This is a genomic window from Hymenobacter sp. GOD-10R, from assembly GCF_035609205.1.
In the GTDB taxonomy this organism is placed as follows: domain Bacteria; phylum Bacteroidota; class Bacteroidia; order Cytophagales; family Hymenobacteraceae; genus Hymenobacter.
In genome coordinates, this window is record NZ_CP141184.1 from 6,193,987 (window position 1) to 6,210,915 (window position 16,929).

Here is a 16,929-nt window from a genome sequence, read left to right on the forward strand (position 1 = left end):
TTCGCAGCCCGTAGCACCTAGCTACCCCCTGCCCCTTTCGTTGCTACTTAGTAGACGATAATTCCTTACTGTTGACTGATAATTGGTAACTGCTAACTGCACAATATGCGTAAGCGTAGCAGCTACACGCTTGCTTCAAACACGATCTGGGTATGACAAAAAGCATCTTTATTGCCACCGCCGAAGCCTATAGTGGCAAATCGGTTATTGCTTTAGGACTTGTAAATATGCTCTTGGGCAAAGCCCAGAAGATCGGGTACTTCAAGCCCATCATCAATGCCGCTCCGCAGGAGCAGACCGACGCGCATATCGAGACCATCCGCAGCCACTTTCAGTTGCCGATTGCTTACGAGGACACTTACGCCTACACGCGCCCCGAGGCATTACGCCTCCTAGAAGCCGATAAGCAAGGCGAACTGATCGAAACGATCATTCGGAAGTACAAGCAGCTGGAAGACCACTACGACTTTATGGTGGTGGAAGGCAGCGACTTTGTCGGCCAAGGCACGGCCTACGAGTTCGACTCCAACATCTCTATTGCCAAAAACCTAGGTACGCCGGTGCTGCTCATCATTTCGGGCACGGGCAAAACTACGGCACAAGTAGTAAGCGCTTTGCTCACCGCCCTGCGCAGCTTCGAAGCCCGCGAGGTGCAGGTCTTGGCCGCCGTCGCAAACAAAATCAATCCGGAGCAAGTCGATGACGTGTGGCAACTCCTGCGCGCCCAGCTACCCGAGGATATTATCCTGGCCGTGATTCCGGAGGACAAGAACTTGCTCAACCCGACCATGAAGGAGATTCATGAGCAGCTCGGGGGCACGTTGCTGTTCGGCAAGGAGCTACTGAGCAACCAAGTTGACAACTTCGTGACCGGCGCCATGCAGGTACCTAAGTTCCTGAACTACCTAAAGGAGAATGTACTGATTGTGACGCCTGGCGACCGGGGCGACATTATTATTTGTGCTTTGCAGGCCAACTTATCGGCGAGCTACCCCAAGGTAGCCGGCATTGTGCTCTCCGCCGACCTGGTGCCCGAAGAGCCAATTATGCGCTTGCTTGAGGGTTCGCAAACCCTGCTACCGATTATTGCCGTCAAGACGGGTACATTCCAGACGTCGGCGCAGCTGTGGGCGACCCAGTCGCGCATCACGCCCGACAACCGCAAGAAGATCGATCTAGCTATTCAGACCTTCGAACGCTACGTGGATGTGCAAGCCCTGGATCAGCGCATTGCAGCGTTCCAGTCGGCGGGCATCACTCCGCACATGTTCCAGTACCGGCTGTTGCAGTGGGCCAAGCGTCAGCGCCGCCATATCGTGCTGCCCGAAGGCAACGACGACCGGATTCTGCGGGCCGCCGCACGCTTGCTCAACCAAGATATTGTTGACCTGACCATCTTAGGTAACCCCGAGGAAATTACGGCGTCGTTCAAAAGGCTAGGTCTGGAGGTCAGCAACGAGCATCTGCATTTAGTTGACCCCGCCACCTCCGATTACTACGAGGAGTACGCCCAGACCTTCTATGAGCTGCGCAAAGCCAAGGGCGTCAACATGGATATGGCGTACGATATGCTACGTGACGTGTCCTATTTCGGCTCGATGATGGTGTACAAAGGCCACGCCGACGGCATGGTGTCGGGGGCGGTGCACACGACGCAGCACACCATTCGGCCAGCCTTGCAGTTCATCAAAACCAAGCCGGGCGTGTCGGTGGTGTCATCAGTGTTCTTCATGTGCCTGCCCGACCGTGTGGCCGTGTTCGGCGACTGTGCCGTGAACCCTAATCCCACTGCTGAGCAACTGGCCGAAATTGCCATATCCTCGGCCGAGAGCAGCCTGCGCTTCGGCATCGAACCTAGGTTGGCTATGCTCTCTTATTCCTCCGGCACGTCGGGCGAAGGCGCCGACGTGGATAAGGTGCGCAAAGCCACTCAGCTCGTGAAGGAAAAGCGCCCCGACCTGAAAGTGGAAGGCCCTATCCAGTACGACGCCGCCGTGGATCCTATCGTCGGCAAGCAGAAGCTGCCCAACTCGGAAGTAGCCGGCCAAGCGAGCGTCCTGATCTTTCCGGACTTGAACACCGGTAACAATACATACAAAGCCGTGCAGCGTGAAACCGGCGCTCTTGCCATCGGCCCGGTTTTGCAGGGCTTGAACAAGCCCGTGAACGACCTCAGCCGCGGCTGTACCGTGGATGACGTATTCAACACGGTGATTATTACGGCTATTCAAAGCCAGAACGAGTAAAGAGCAGTGCCTTGGGCCGTGGCCGTACGCGTATGGCGTGCACCTAGCTACACCGTGCCCAATACTGCTATAACTTGCCGTCTGGTAACACCTCAATCAAGCTCCACGCTTCTTAAACGTAACCCGAGCAGCCCACTTATGCCTTCCGGATTTCTTGCCCTACTAGATGATATATCGGCTTTGGTAAAAGCCAGCGCTGCCAGTTTGGATGACATACCCGCTCAGATAGCCAAGACGACCGGAAAAGTATCCGGTATTGTGATTGATGACACGGCCGTTACCCCCAAATACGTCGTGGGCCTCGATCCGTCCCGGGAGCTTTCTATCATCTACCAGATTGCTAAAAGGTCGCTAATCAATAAGCTACTTATCCTAAGTCCAGCGGCCTTGCTGCTAGGCTATTTTGCGCCGTGGGCCATCACGCCCATTTTGATGGTAGGCGGCGCTTACTTGTGCTACGAAGGCTACGAGAAGGTGCATTCTATGTTTAGCAAGCACCACGAAGCTGACTCTGAAAGCGAGCAAATGAAAGAAATCACGCCGAAGGAGCTAGAGAAAGAACGGGTTACTAGCGCCGTCCGAACAGATATCATCCTGTCGTCGGAAATCATGGCTATTGCTTACAGCCAAGTAACCGGTCAACCGATCGTCAATCAAATTCTGGTGATGCTGGCGGTAGCCGTTTTTATTACGGTAGGCGTGTATGGTTTTGTGGGCTTGATTGTCAAAATGGATGACATTGGCGTGCACCTAGCCCGGGGCAACTACAATTCTTTTATACAAAATATAGGACGTGGCATGGTAAAGTTTATGCCACGCTTCCTGCTGATTCTAGGTTATGTAGGCACCGCAGCCATGCTCTGGGTGGGCGCCGAAATTATTGCCCACGGCATTCCGTTCACCAGCCATTTACTGCACGAGTTAGAGCACGCCTTAGCCAGCGTGCCGGCCATAGCCTGGTTTGCCAAGGCGCTTGCCTGTGGCATTTCCGGCATCCTCCTGGGCTTTCTTATTGATAAAATCGTGAAAGTGGTGCAAAAGGTATTCTTCAATAAAAATGAGGCACACACCGCGTAAAGGCAAGGCTAGCACCCTGTCTTTGTCTTAAAACGGGTGCATAACATAGGCAGATGTAGCGGTTGCTTCCAGTACGTCAGACGCCTACTTTACCGTCACCGTTCGCAGCCCTTTAAGCGAAGCGTCTTGTTTCGCCACGAGCACCTAGGTCTGCGTATGAAGTTCTTTTCGCTGCTGCCCAATTTCGCAGCTGTTTAGCCATTTATTTTTCTGCGTCGCCAAAGCGCCAACCTCCAGCGGAGGAACTGGGGTAAGGCCTACCACTATGAACATCTTCGTCGTCAACTCCGGTAGTAGCTCCCTTAAATACCAGCTTTTCCGCCTACCCGCCGAGCAGCCCGTTTGTAGCGGCTTGGTGGAGCGCATTGGGCTGGAAAACAGCGTTATTACACACAAGGTCTTTACCGGAGAGCAGGAACAGGTGACGCAATTCACCCTCGATTTGCCTGATCACGAAGCTAGCTTGCGCGAAGCAGTTAGTTTGCTGACTACCCCAGAAATTGGCGTCCTCCGCGACCCGAACGAAGTGGAAGTGGTGGGACACCGGGTGGTGCACGGCGGCGAGCGGTTTGCGGCTACCACCATCATTACGCCCGACGTCAAGCAGGATATCAAGCGCCTGTTTCCGTTAGCGCCGCTGCACAATCCGGCCAACTACCTAGGTATCGAAGTGGCCGAAAAGATCTTTCCGCGGGCCAAGCAAGTGGCCGTATTCGACACGGCTTTCCACCAAACGATGCCCGAGCGGGCGTTTCGGTATGCCCTACCGAACTCTCTGTACACGGAGCAAGGCATTCGCGTGTACGGCTTCCACGGCACCAGCCACAAGTATGTAGCCGAGCAGGCTGCCAACTACCTAGGGAACCCAGCCGCTAAACTCATCACCATTCACCTAGGCAATGGCTGTAGCATGGCGGCCGTGGATGGCGGCAAAGTCATTGATACGAGCATGGGCTTTGGCCCGCTGAGTGGCCTGGTGATGGGGACGCGCTCCGGCGACCTAGACCCATCCGTCGTGTTTCATTTGGTCAGCCAGCTGGGCTACGACGTCGAGCAGGTGAGCAACTTGCTCAACAAGCGCAGCGGCATGCTCGGCCTCACCGGCGCCAGCGACATGCGTGACATCACGAAAGCCTTGAACGAAGGCGACCCGCACGCTGAGCTAGCCTACGACCTTTACACCTACCGAATCAAGAAGTACATCGGCGCCTATGCCGCGGCGCTCAACGGCCTCGATGCCGTGATATTTACGGCTGGCGTGGGCGAGAATGACGCTTTGGTGCGTGCCCGCACCTGCCAGCACTTAGATTACCTAGGTATTCAGCTTGACGAAGCGAAGAACCAAGTACGGACCAAGGAACTACGGGAAATCAACACGCCCGAGTCTCGGGTAAAGATTCTGGTTATCCCTACGAACGAGGAGCTGGAAATTGCTAGGCAGTGTCGCGACCTATTGGCCAGCGCGCCAGATCGCGCCTAACGCCAGCTTTAGGTCGAGTGTACATTCTGCTGCTGAAGCCACACGTAGGCGGAGGCTAAATCATCGAAGGTGGCCACTCTTGGTCGCTCGATGCGCACCACCGTGGCTTCAGTTTCTTGGCGGGCATCGAAGACACGCGTGTACACCCAAGCAATAAATTGCAACCCAGCTTGGCGCATCTCTTCCAGCCACCATAAGGTCCACTCCGTAAGCTCCACGTTCGTACGGGTAACGTTCGAGTTATCGTTCAGAATTTTAGGGCACGGATGTGCCCGGATGGTTTCTAGCATAAGCAGGCACGTAGCCCGCGAATCTTCCTTTGTATACTCCCCTTTCCAATCCACATATAGCCACTGGTTGGCCGCATCGAACCCAATATAGAGGTTGCTTTGGTCGATGATAGATGTCAATTCCATAGAGGCAAAACGACTCAACCGTAGAAATATTTTAAATACACAAATACTAGCCGTATTAGCTGACTAGAGTGATAAGGCCTACCCTCCATTTGAGTCGCTACTTCAGCTGATCTATTCACTAAAAAAGGAAGAATGGCACTCGACCAATTCTTCCTTTTTTCCAACTTCTATAAAAATTCACAGCTTTAACTCTAGCGACCAAAATCGTCTTGGACACGTACGATATCATCTTCATCTGAAGGCTGATCGGCGTTCGTGTGCTGCCAAATCTCGGCTAGCACGCCCCAATCGTTCAGGCCCACGAGGCGGTGCCGCTCGCCCTGCTTCAGCGTGATTAGCTCACCGGGCGCGTAGGTTTTCAGCTCGCCTTCTTCGTCCGTATCGCTCGTTACCACGCCAACCGGACCTTGTAGCACCTTCCAAATCTCGGCGCGGCGGAAGTGATACTGCCACGACAAACGCTTCTGAGGCGCCACAATCAGAATCTTGGGACTCAGCTTGCCCGAAATGCGCAGGGTATCAACCGACAAGCCGTCAAAATACGTGTCAGCGAATTGCTGAGCTTGATCTTCGTTGATTACGAAGAAGCCACCCCATGGGCGCGACTGATCTTGCTTGTCGATAGAGAAGCCTTGCTGCTCAAGTTGCTGCTCGGTTTGTTGAAAAAGGGTTTCCTTCTGATTTTCAGTGCTCATGTTTAGGTAAGCTAAAAGGTGAGCCAAGGGCGAACTTCGCTTTGGCAGGTGATTCTTTGGTCAATGATCGGGCTGCAATATAGCATTGGAGTTGTTCTTACGCGTGCTAAGCTAGCTCAACGCTGGTTGTCAACTTCCCTCAACCAGTCGTGTAGTTGCCCAGACTGGATCTTCATTTTGCTGGGCAAGGCAACGCGAAATATCAGCTAGGTACTCTGGCTGCTATTATGAAGCCTAAGTGGCATCGGGTTCTTCCTCTTGAGCACTTAAAACGCATCTGCACACAGGATTATAATTTAATCATTCTATTATAAACTTTCCTTTTTTCAATAAAACATCATTGACTTTCCTCTAAACGCGTGCTACATTCAGGACTATAACGCCGCCGCTACAGTCGTTTGCCCTACCCTATCTACCTGCCGTCCAGGCACACCTATCTGCTTTTCGCATTTATTCACTCCTGCTTCTATGTCTTATGTCTACGCCGTCAGGAGCGGTCTTACTTGCCGCCCCACCTACTCTGCATCGCTCAGGTTTGGACGTTACGCTACGCGGAGCTTGGCCTGAGCTAACCCTGCGCATCGTGCCCGACCCCGACCAGCTATCAGCGCTTCTTCAGCATCAGCGCTTTGCCCTAGTCATCGCCGACAGTACTGTGCCTGGGTCTAGCTTACTGGCCCAGCTCCTGCACCTGCGACTACGACACTCATCTCAGCAGATGCTCTTGCTCACGGACGCACGCCTATCAACTGCGACTCGCCAGCAGATCGCGCAGTCAGGCTATCCGCTCCTGTCCCGTAACGCCATGCCAACCGAAGTAGTAGCCACTGTTGGAGAGCTACTCGCACGCGCTGGGAGCAGCTTATTCTCTGCTCCCTCTTCCTATACGCGCCCTGGCAAGCCTGCTACTGCCTTGAGTCGTCGGGAATTAGAGGTGCTGCGCTTGGTAGTAGACGACTGCTGCAATCAGGAAATAGCGGACCGCTTGTACGTGAGCGTGCGCACCGTAGAGAGCCACCGCCGCGCCTTGCTTCAGAAAACGGGCGCCAAAACGCTGGTCGGCTTGGTGGTACAGGCAGTGCGTGAAGGCTGGGTGCAGGTAGCGTAGCCACTATCGGCGGTAAATAATAGCCGCGGATCTGCTGATTTGAAAGTAGATCCGCGGTGCTTCAGCAAGTTGCGTTGCGTCCGTTTCATCTTCTCTAGGGGGTGCTCCTATGGCCTACTTCGACTTACACGCCCACCCGGTATTGAAGGCGCACTTGAGCGGCACCCAAACCGCGAACCGCCGCCCCGTATGGTCTAGTGACCAAGACGACATACCTGTTGCCTCCCCGCTGGTTCTCTTTATGCGCAACATTTTGCGGCATCAAGCCAACCTGTACCAATTGGAAGCAGGGGAGGTAAAACTGAGCGTGTCGGTGCACCACTCCCCCGAGATTGGGATGGTAGAAAGCAACCTTTTTCACACTGTTGCTAATCAGATTCCCTCTTTTGTTAGCCCCGCTTTGCTGCGCGAGGTACAGCAAGTTGGGAAACCGGAGAAGCGGACGTACTTCGATCATCTGTGCGACTCGCTGGCGCTGTTGCCCGATGATCTCACGGGGCCACAAGGGCAGCGCGTGAACGTGCTCCGCAGCCTTGTCGAGTACGACCCGGAAGCTCTCAACTTCATCCGGGCCATTGAGGGGGCGCACTGCCTCTACAGCGACCCGACCGGCGAATCGGCCGCGGACAACTTACAAACGTTGCTGAACGAAGGTCACCGTTTTCTATACCTGACCCTAGCTCACCTTACTGACAATCATATCTGCACCCACGCTTTCGGGATGCGCATGAAAGTTGGCCCCGTTACAGTTAGCCGCAATGAGGCGTTCTACCCGCGCGGCATGGGTCTGACGGACACCGGCAAAAACCTGATTCGCGTAGCGCTGAAAGCCGGCGTCCTGATCGACGTGAAGCACCTAAGCAGCGCCAGCCGGATACAGTACTACGAGTTGCGGCAAACGGAATTTCCTAATGTCCCTATCCTGTGCAGCCACGGCGCGGCGGCTGGTTGTAGTCGCGACAAGCCACCTATTCGCAAGGCAGTGGCGCATCACACCATAGAAAACTTGGTAGTGGTGCACTACAAGCAGGGCGGCTTCCTCAAACCTAGGATAACGCCGCAGGATTTCAACTGCTGGTCAATCAATATGTACGACGAGGACATCCGCGAAATCGTAGCGTCGGGTGGGATGATCGGTATTTCGCTTGACAAGCGCATTCTGGGCGTGAATAAAACCGCGAAGGAAATCTTCAGCCGCGAAGAATATGACCTAATTAAGGTTCGCCCGGAGGTAACACCGGCGCAACAAGAGCCCGCCGCAGATGCCGACGTGGAGGACGAAGACGACCTACTCGAAGCCGACGAGCTAGCCGACATGGCCGAAGCACGCCAGTCGCTTGCCCATGACGAAGCCGGTATCAGCGCCCTGGAGTTTGCCCAGCGGCGCCATCTTAAGTTCCTGGCTCATCAGATTCTGTACATGGTGAGCGTGGGCGGAAAAGATACCTGGGACTGCCTGTGTATCGGCTCCGACTTCGACGGCCTTATTGTGCCCGTGAAATGCGCCCGCTCTGTGCTAGACTTCGATGATATTGAGGACGCCTTGGTCAAGCGCCTGGTGGGCCTAGCCGATAACGACCCACATACCGACTACGGCCTGACGCCCAGCAATGTGCGCGAGCGGGTGCGGGGCCTACTCTGGCGCAACGGTTGGCAGTTTCTGGAGCGGCACTTCAACCAAGCCATGTAGCGCATTCGCCGAACAAGCAACGACAGCCTAGTTATATCCCAATCAGGCCTGCACCTAGATTCATTTGCTACGTCTCAGTTCAACGCAGAACCGAGCGCGGCATTTACACTACTACATTGATTATAAGCAAGTTATTAATAACACCAAGAAGAGATAAGCAGGAAGCAGTGTAAAGTTCAGTGCTGGCACGGACTAAAAGGAAGCTGAGCGACCAGACTTTAGGTGGACCCCATCCACCCTACAAGCCCTCACATATGTTCGACAGCCCTCTGTTTGACACCGCTATTGCGCTTATCACGCTGTACCTGCTATTCAGTCAGCTTACACTTTCTTTCGTTGAGTTGCCGGCCGGTTTTCTAAACACGCGTGGAAAATACTTATACGACCACTTGGCACTGGCACTAGGGCCAGCAGCCCACGCGGCCTTCTATGCAGCGCCTTCCATTCAAGCGCTCATGCTGCCTCAGAGTCAGAAAAGTCCACTATTACGATCTTTTATTGCTGGGTGGCCAGCCTATATCAGCGAAACGCTATTTGCACAGACTATCATTGCCTGGGTGAGCAGCTTAGCCCCCGCTGCTACGCCACCCCTACCAGGGATTCAACAATTTGGAACAGGCCTAGCTCTCATGGCTCCTTCTTCGTTCAAAGGGCTTCTCGAAACCTTATACATAAATGCCACAGCTACGGCTACCGCCCCTATTGGCACGGCTACTGCGGAAGAGCAAAGCAAAGCGCTTCAAACCAACTTAGAAGGTTGGTTCCATGATTTTGGCGAGAGAATGACGGGTTGGTATAAGCGCGACAATCGTAAATACCTTTTCATAGCCGGATTCTTGGTTGCCCTCTTAGCCGACGTAGACACCGTGCGGCTCAGCCGCTTCATTGCCGATTCCAGCAATTCGGAGGCACGCGCAACATTAGTAGCAGCCGGCGTGAAAGCGGCCCAGGAAGCAGCACCACCAGATATCACTTACAAGCCAACTGATTCGGCGGAAGCGCAAAAGTATCAGCAGCAACGGCAAGCTAAGTGGGATTCTGTGTTGATAGCCGGTAATAAGGAGCTACAAACTACGCTGGCAGCCGTGCCGAAAGTAGGCTTACCGCTAGGGTTCCTGCGCTGGAATGACCACAGTACCGTGCGAAATAGCAAAACTGGCAACTACGAGTGGGCGCCTAGTGCCGATGACTACCAGATGCCAGACTACGCTCGGCGGCGAAAACTGGACCCCACAACGGGCAAATCGTCGCTACTCAGCTCTGAAGCGTGGCTATGGCCAATTGGCGGCTGGCTGCTCACCGCTTTTGCCATGATGCTAGGTGCGCCTTTCTGGTTCGAGACACTAGTAAAGTTTATCAACATCCGCAATGTGGGTATCAAACCAGCCAAGGCGGACGATAACTAGGACAAATAGCCAGCTTTTTTGCGCCTCAAGCCAAGCGCCAACATGCTCACGAGCTTCCAGGCAACTACTTCGACGGCTCTAATTAAGTATCCTCCTTTCTCGACAAAACGCTTCTATGGCTTCTCTACTTATCGCAACGGAAGCTTACTGTGTGCTCGACAGCATCGGCGGTAATGGACAATACTTGCTCTTGAAAAAAAGTAAAGAAATAGAAGAGCCGCGCCGTCAGATGTAGTTCTGACGACGCGGCTCTTTTGGAAGCTCAGCTACTTACCCTAGCTTCTTATACCGTACGCGCTTCGGCTCCACATCACCGAGGCGCTTCTTCTTGGCCTCCTCATAATCAGAGAAATTACCCTCGAACCACACCACTTCCGAGTCGCCTTCGAAGGCTAGGATGTGCGTGGCGAGGCGGTCCAAGAACCACCGGTCGTGGCTGATGATAACGGCACAGCCGGCGAAGTTCTCCAGCGCGTCTTCAAGGGCGCGGATGGCGTTTACGTCGAGGTCGTTGGTAGGCTCATCAAGCAGCAGCAGGTTGGCACCTTGCTTCAAGGTGGTAGCTAGGTGCACGCGGTTCCGCTCCCCGCCCGAGAGCGAACCGACTTTCTTCTCCTGGTCGCCGCCGCGGAAGTTGAAGTTGCTTACGTAGGCGCGGGCATTCACCGGGCGGCCAGCAAGCAGCATGGTCTCGGTACCGCCCGAAATTGTCTCAAACACTGACTTGTTCGGGTCCAGCGTGTCATGCTGCTGGTCTACGTAGGCCGTCTGCACCGTGGGGCCGACTTCGAACGTGCCGGCATCGGGTTGCAGCTGGTCGGTGATAAGGCGGAACAGCGTGGTTTTGCCGGCGCCGTTCGGGCCAATGATCCCCACAATACCGCCCTGCGGTAGCGCAAAGCTCAGGTTTTCAAATAGCAGCTTGTCGCCAAAGGCTTTAGTCAGCCCCTCGGCCTCAATCACCTGGGCACCTAGGCGTGGCCCGTCGGGGATGAACAACTCTAGCTTTTGCTCTTTCTCCTTGGCGTCTTCATTCACCATTTTGTCGTAGCCAGCAAGGCGCGCTTTGCTCTTGGCTTGACGGGCTTTCGGCGCCATACGCACCCATTCCAGCTCGCGCTGTAAGGTTTTTTGGCGCTTGCTCTCCGTTTTTTCTTCCTGAGCCAAGCGGTTAGCTTTCTGCTCTAGCCACGAAGAATAGTTGCCTTTCCACGGAATACCTTCGCCACGGTCTAGCTCCAGAATCCAGCCGGCTACGTTGTCAAGGAAGTAGCGGTCATGGGTTACGGCAATGACGGTGCCTTTGTATTGCTGCAAGTGCTGCTCCAGCCACAGCACGCTTTCGGCGTCGAGGTGGTTGGTCGGCTCGTCGAGCAACAGCACGTCGGGCTCTTGCAGCAGCAGACGACATAGGGCCACGCGACGCTTCTCACCACCCGAGAGGTTTGCTACCACAGCATCGCCGGGAGGCGTGCGCAGGGCATCCATCGCGCGCTCTAGCTTACTGTCGAGGTTCCAGGCATCTAGCTGATCGAGGCGCTCCTGCACGGCGCCTTGACGCTCCAGCAACTTGTCGAAGTCGGCATCTTCGGCTCCGAAGGCTTCGTTGATTTCGTCGAATTCCTTGAGTAAGGCTACAGTTTCGGCAGTGCCTTCCTGAACTATTTCCAATACCGTTTTGGTAGGGTCGAGCTGGGGCTCCTGCTCTAGGTAGCCCACCGAGTAGCCCGGCGACCACACTACTTCGCCCTGAAATTTCTTGTCGACACCAGCAATAATCTTAAGCAGGCTCGACTTACCCGAGCCGTTCAGACCCAGCACGCCAATCTTGGCGCCGTAAAAAAAGGAGAGATAAATATTCTTTAAGACTTGCTTCTGCGGCGGAAAAATCTTGCTCACGCCGGCCATCGAGAAAATGATGGTTTCGCTCATAGGAAAGGATGCTGATTTGCTTTCGGAAAGGTAGGAAAGATGGCTCGAATCTGCTGACTAGCTTTTAACTGCGTTGAAAATGTAGTGTGCCTTATTTGCATTAATTGACTTACTTGGCTCAACTATCAATCTCTCTTTCATGCGTTTATCGCTACTCACGCTGATTCTGTTTTGCTGCATTCGGCTTGTCTCAGCGCAGACACCTTCTAGTCAGCCGCTGACCGCCGTAAAATGCGGACGGCTCCTGGATGTGCGCTCGGGTAAAATACTAACGAATGCGGTGGTGCTGGTGCAAGATGGCCGCATCCAGAAAGTTGGAGCCAACCTAGCTATCCCGGCCGACGCCCAAGTGCTTGACCTAGGTAATGCCCTGGTGCTGCCCGGCCTTATCGACGCGCACACCCACCTGTTGCAGAACTACGATGGCAAAATAGGGGGCGACGACGTGAACATGCTCCTTACCGTAACGCAGCTCGGCAACACGCGTCGGGCGCTGCTAGGTGCTGCCATGGGCCGCGAAGACATAGAGGCAGGCATCACGACGGTGCGCGACCTAGGCAACAGCGGCCTTAACGGCGACGTGGCTCTACGCGACGCTATTACTCAGGGCTGGGTCGTGGGGCCGCGCATCGTGGCGTCTACTCGGGCCCTAGCAGCGGCAGGAGGACAGTTTGGGCAGGTCACGGCCGAGGCGCAGCAGCTGGTCGCGCAGGAGTACGTGACGATCAGTGGCGTGGAGGAAGCTCGACGGGCCGTGCGCCAAGCTCTCTACGATGGCGCCGACTGCATCAAGGTTATCGTGAACACCGGTCCGCGCGTGGTGTCGCTGGAAGAAATAAAGGTAATTGTAGAGGAGGCACACCGGGTAGGCAAAACGGTAGCCGCCCACGCCATCGGTGACCAAGCCACGAGCATTGCCGTTGAGGCGGGCGTCAACTCCATTGAGCACGCCTACTCCATCCCCGACGATGTGCTGAAACTGATGGCCAAGAAGAACATTTTTCTAGTTCCGACTGATTACCCGGCCGAGTTTTATGTTAGCGTTAGCCCTGCGCCTCCTGGTGCTTCGGCCGAAATGTACTTATCTGGCGCCCAAGAGTTTGCAGAGGCCAACCACAAACGCCTCGCCCGTGCCGTAAAAGCCGGCGTCCGGATTGCGGCCGGTTCCGACGAGTACTACCAAGTGCCGGGCAAAACGCGAGGGCAAGCTAGCCTGATGATGTTCCGGGCCTACGCCGCGTCGGGTATGTCGCCGCTGGAAATCATTCGCGCTGCCACCTTGAATGCCGCCGAGCTACTTGGAGCTAAGAGTTGGCTTGGCGCCCTCGAACCCAACTTCTACGCCGACCTGATAGCCGTAGAAGGCGACCCGCTTACCGATATTACCGCGCTGGAGCACGTGTCGTTTGTGATGAAAGAAGGCAAGGTGATAAAGAACGAAACTAACACGAAAAGGTAAGTAGCCGATAACTTTCATTCTCAGGGATAGTTATCGAATAATAGCTACTGTAGGATCCGGAAAGCAGGATGCGCTGCTAGTTAGTCTCCGAACATAAGCAACCCAACGGCCTCAGATGTGTATTTATTTTACTAGCACTAGGGCGTTATGATCCAAGAATTTAAGGTCCTGCCAAATAGCTCGAAACCTAGCTTATTCTTTGTAAAAGATAACCCCTTACCGCCTTCGCCCGTAGCGACCCTGGTACTGTTGTTTGTTCTGTTGCAAAAGTGCGGCTCAGCTTTTAGGTTGCAACCGAGCAGTTGTTGCGATGGGTGCTAAAACCAGCTATTTTGCTTATCATACCGTAAACTTGTACATCTTTCTGCTCCGAACACCTAGCCCTCACCTATTCCTTCCGCGTATTAGTTTATGGAACACAATGACCACTTGCTGGCCGAAGCCCGCCGCTATGGCTATATTCAGGGCGACCAGGTGTGGCTCCGCGCCTTCATGGACCTGCCCGACCGGCAGGTAGGCCAGGTCAAAGAATCTGAAGAAGCCTCTCTGCAGTATTTCGCGCAACGGTTTGAGACCTTTCGCGCGAAGGTGGAGGACCTCTTACAAAAGATCGAAGAATCTGAGAACAAGGGCTCTTTCTTGATGAAGGCCCTGCACCTGAAAGAACAAGTAGCGACGTACGACGGCCTCGGCGACTTCGAAAGCCTACACCGCCGCCTCAGCGAGGCCGAGGAAGCTATTCGGGTAACGATTGTCCGCAACCGAGAGAAGAACCTAGCTACCAAGATCAACCTGATTCAGGAAGCCGAAGCTTTACGCAACAGTCTCGATTGGCAAACAGCTGGCGAGCAGCTCAAAGAAGTGCGCCAGGCGTGGATCAAGACAGGCCCCGTTGAAAAGCAACTCACCGAGGACCTAGAGGGCCGCTTCCACCGCGCCGTGGAAGACTTCTACGTGAAGAAGAAGGAGTTCTTAGCCGAGAAGAAACAAATGGTGAACCGCGTGTACGATAAGTACCGCGACCTAATTCATAAGTCGGAAGCCATCCAGAATTCGGAAGACTTCGAGGAAACAACCAAAAAGCTCAAACAACTTCAGCAAGAGTGGAAAGACGTGGGCGGCACTTTGCCCCGCAAACAAGCCAATGAACTTTGGACGCGTTTCCGGGCAGCTCACAACCACTTCTTTGAGCGGCTGAAGGTGCATATCAACACGCGCCGCACCGAGCCAACACCCGGCGACGACAACCTGACGCGCAAGCGTGCGCTGGTAGCCGAAGCCGAAGCTCTCCTCAATCGCCCCATGGGCGAAGCAGTAGCACGGGCGAAGGAGCTGCAAGCCGCTTGGAAAAAAGTGGGACCGGTGCGCGGTGAAGAATCTGACCGTGTGTGGGAACAGTTCATCCTCGCTTGCGACAAGGTCTTCGAGATGAGCGCCTTAGAGCACTTCATTCGTAAGCGTCAGTCGGGCGGCAATGAAACTGGCTCGCCGGAAGAGCAGGTGAACAACCGGATTCAGGCACTGCGCGATTTCATCAAGTATGACAAGCAGGAGCAGGAAGTGTTGGAGGAAAACCTAGGTAAGCTCAGCTCATCGCCTAGCAATGATGCCTTCCGCACCATGCTGCAAGGCAAGATCCGGGCCTTCCAACGGAAGATCCGCACCAAAAACGATTTGATCGAGCTCCTGCGTAAGCGCTTGCCTGCTTAAAAAAACATTCATTCCCTTTTTACGTTGTCCCTGCTTAAGGTGCATTTCCAAGCAGTATCACCTTGCTTTAAAGGCTAGCTTTTTGCATTTTAAACACCTACTTTCACTAATCTTTTTCTTTTGTAGCTCACACGACTATGTACTGGACTCTGGAACTTGCCTCGTACTTGGAAGACGCTCCCTGGCCTGCCACCAAGGATGAACTGATTGATTACTCCATCCGCTCAGGCGCTCCGATGGAAGTTGTCGAGAACCTGCAAGCTCTCGAAGACGACGGCCAACCTTACGAAAACATCGAGGAAGTATGGCCGGACTATCCGACCAAAGAGGACTTCATGTTTAACGAAGACGAATATTAAGAAGCACTTCGTTTTGATAGCTGTCTGAGCTGTCAATTCTGAAACTGACTTTTAATACATTTCTGGCTGCGGAGTAGAACAAAGCGTTCTACTCCGCAGCTTTTTTTATGAGCAGCCTACACCGCAACCTAACCTAAGTTTGGTACCAAGAAGCAGGCAGGCAACTAGCGCCGCCCTGGTCGGCCGCGCAAGACGTGCCCAATGGACCGCAGAAAAGGCCAAGGAGTTACGGAGTTCATTACTCGCAGGTTGTCAAGCCATGAGGTGCGCTCATCCAAGAAAAAGAGAATGCGCTCCAACGGATTTTTCTGAAATAGCTGAGCGAAAATAGCCCGCGTACTCTCGCCCTTTCGCTGCATGATGTCGAGCAGCAGCGTATCAAAAAGCCCAAACTGCCATTTGTCGCCGGTCAGATCCTCGGAGGGATGCCCGGTAGCCGCTAGCGCAGCCACTAAGCGCTGCGTATGCGCCTGAATTCGGCGGAAGGCATAGCCCGTGCTCGGTTTGGCACGGCCTGCCCGCGTACCTAGGTTGATAATGTGCTGCCCTACGCGCGCTGGCAGCGGGTGGTCTATCATCGGAATAGCACCCTGTTCCACCGCTTCGATCCGGAACTGCTGCACTCCAAGCGTCTCGCTAAGGTAGCTTCGCAGAGCCGCTTCGTACTCAGCCGTTGGCAGCACTTCTGCCGAAAACAGCGTGTATTCCACCAACGCTCGCCTGGAAGTGAAAGGCAGCACATAGATAAAGCGCGCTTCCTGGTGTTGTTCGCCACGAAAGTCCATGAACTCGACCGTAGTCGAATCAAATACGTCGTGGTCCGTTTCTACCTCCCAGCCGACAAAGTGTTGCAGCAGATAGCGATACTTGGCGAGGTCTTTCTCTAGCCTGGGAGGGCGGCTGTCGAAAGCGTAGCGTGCGGTAAAGTGTCCCGCACTCGTGTGGGCACTTACACCAGCAGCAGTATTTTCGAGCGATTCTACCGTTCCCGTTACCCGTGTGACCTGTGGAGCAGCTTGCAGAGCGGCGTGTACAAACTGATAAAAGTCGAGCCCGCGAATCATCTTGTAGCGGTGCTGCTTCATCGCAAAAACTTGCTCGTAGCCGGGGCTGCGAAAAGCTAGCTTGCTCCACTCGTACGCCACAATCCCATCGAAGGGCGTAGGCTCATCTGTCCAAAACGACCAGGTACGATCATTCTGGTTTTTTGCCTGAGGCTCAATTAATAAGATACGCTTGTGTTGCAGGCGGGGCTCTTGCGCAATAGCATAGGCTAGGCTCAAGCCCGCCGCACCACCGCCCACAATAAGGTAGTCGAAATCTGATTCCACAGGTAAAAAAAACGGCGACA

13 protein-coding genes are annotated in these 16,929 nt (G+C 54.3%); 9 read left to right on the forward strand and 4 right to left on the reverse strand.

What is annotated here, in order from left to right:
- The first annotated feature begins 152 nt into the window (after nucleotides 1–152).
- The 3 genes from pta (at nucleotide 153) to SD425_RS24670 (ending at nucleotide 4,803) form a co-directional block, all read left to right on the forward strand.
- Nucleotides 153–2,246: a phosphate acetyltransferase gene (gene pta / locus SD425_RS24660; RefSeq protein WP_324673354.1), complete on the forward strand. Its 2,094-nt coding sequence runs from the start codon at nucleotides 153–155 to the stop codon at nucleotides 2,244–2,246.
- A gap of 138 nt (nucleotides 2,247–2,384) precedes the next feature.
- Nucleotides 2,385–3,323: a DUF808 domain-containing protein gene (locus SD425_RS24665; protein WP_324673356.1), complete on the forward strand. Its 939-nt coding sequence runs from the start codon at nucleotides 2,385–2,387 to the stop codon at nucleotides 3,321–3,323.
- 265 nt (nucleotides 3,324–3,588) lie between these two features.
- Entirely contained in the window at nucleotides 3,589–4,803 is a 1,215-nt protein-coding gene (locus SD425_RS24670; RefSeq protein ID WP_324673358.1) for an acetate kinase, read from the forward strand.
- An 8-nt stretch (nucleotides 4,804–4,811) separates the two neighbouring features.
- Here SD425_RS24670 and SD425_RS24675 read toward each other — a convergent pair whose 3' ends face one another.
- Together SD425_RS24675 and SD425_RS24680 are read right to left on the reverse strand one after the other, a co-directional pair.
- Nucleotides 4,812–5,219: a hypothetical protein gene (locus SD425_RS24675; RefSeq protein WP_324673360.1), complete on the reverse strand. Its 408-nt coding sequence runs from the start codon at nucleotides 5,217–5,219 to the stop codon at nucleotides 4,812–4,814.
- 191 nt (nucleotides 5,220–5,410) lie between these two features.
- On the reverse strand, nucleotides 5,411–5,914 hold the full coding sequence (locus SD425_RS24680) for a phosphoheptose isomerase (protein ID WP_324673362.1): 504 nt from the start codon (nucleotides 5,912–5,914) through the stop codon (nucleotides 5,411–5,413).
- A gap of 475 nt (nucleotides 5,915–6,389) precedes the next feature.
- Here SD425_RS24680 and SD425_RS24685 point away from each other — a divergent pair, with 475 nt between their 5' ends.
- The 3 genes from SD425_RS24685 (at nucleotide 6,390) to SD425_RS24695 (ending at nucleotide 10,118) form a co-directional block, all read left to right on the forward strand.
- A complete protein-coding gene (locus SD425_RS24685) occupies nucleotides 6,390–7,022 on the forward strand; it encodes a response regulator transcription factor (RefSeq protein WP_324673363.1) in 633 nt (210 codons plus the stop codon).
- A 109-nt stretch (nucleotides 7,023–7,131) separates the two neighbouring features.
- On the forward strand, nucleotides 7,132–8,712 hold the full coding sequence (locus SD425_RS24690) for a membrane dipeptidase (protein WP_324673364.1): 1,581 nt from the start codon (nucleotides 7,132–7,134) through the stop codon (nucleotides 8,710–8,712).
- 254 nt (nucleotides 8,713–8,966) lie between these two features.
- Nucleotides 8,967–10,118, forward strand: a complete 1,152-nt coding sequence (locus SD425_RS24695; protein ID WP_324673365.1) for a hypothetical protein — start codon at nucleotides 8,967–8,969, stop codon at nucleotides 10,116–10,118.
- Nucleotides 10,119–10,388: 270 nt separating this feature from the next.
- Here the strand turns inward: SD425_RS24695 and ettA are convergent, their stop codons facing one another.
- The gene (gene ettA, locus SD425_RS24700) at nucleotides 10,389–12,050 is read right to left on the reverse strand and encodes an energy-dependent translational throttle protein EttA (protein ID WP_324673366.1); all 1,662 of its coding nucleotides are present in this window, start codon (nucleotides 12,048–12,050) and stop codon (nucleotides 10,389–10,391) included.
- Between the two features lie 139 nt (nucleotides 12,051–12,189).
- Between ettA and SD425_RS24705 the strand changes: the two genes are divergently transcribed.
- From SD425_RS24705 to SD425_RS24715, 3 genes are all read left to right on the forward strand, one after another.
- Entirely contained in the window at nucleotides 12,190–13,509 is a 1,320-nt protein-coding gene (locus tag SD425_RS24705; RefSeq protein WP_324673367.1) for an amidohydrolase family protein, read from the forward strand.
- A 411-nt stretch (nucleotides 13,510–13,920) separates the two neighbouring features.
- A complete protein-coding gene (locus SD425_RS24710) occupies nucleotides 13,921–15,219 on the forward strand; it encodes a DUF349 domain-containing protein (protein ID WP_324673368.1) in 1,299 nt (432 codons plus the stop codon).
- A 137-nt stretch (nucleotides 15,220–15,356) separates the two neighbouring features.
- Nucleotides 15,357–15,578 carry a DUF2795 domain-containing protein gene (locus SD425_RS24715; RefSeq protein ID WP_019948259.1) on the forward strand — a complete coding sequence of 74 codons (222 nt, stop codon included), beginning with the start codon at nucleotides 15,357–15,359 and terminating at the stop codon, nucleotides 15,576–15,578.
- A 164-nt stretch (nucleotides 15,579–15,742) separates the two neighbouring features.
- Here SD425_RS24715 and SD425_RS24720 read toward each other — a convergent pair whose 3' ends face one another.
- Nucleotides 15,743–16,909 (reverse strand): lycopene cyclase family protein, encoded by a 1,167-nt coding sequence (locus tag SD425_RS24720; protein ID WP_324673369.1) that lies wholly within the window; start codon nucleotides 16,907–16,909, stop codon nucleotides 15,743–15,745.
- Nucleotides 16,910–16,929 lie beyond the last annotated feature (20 nt).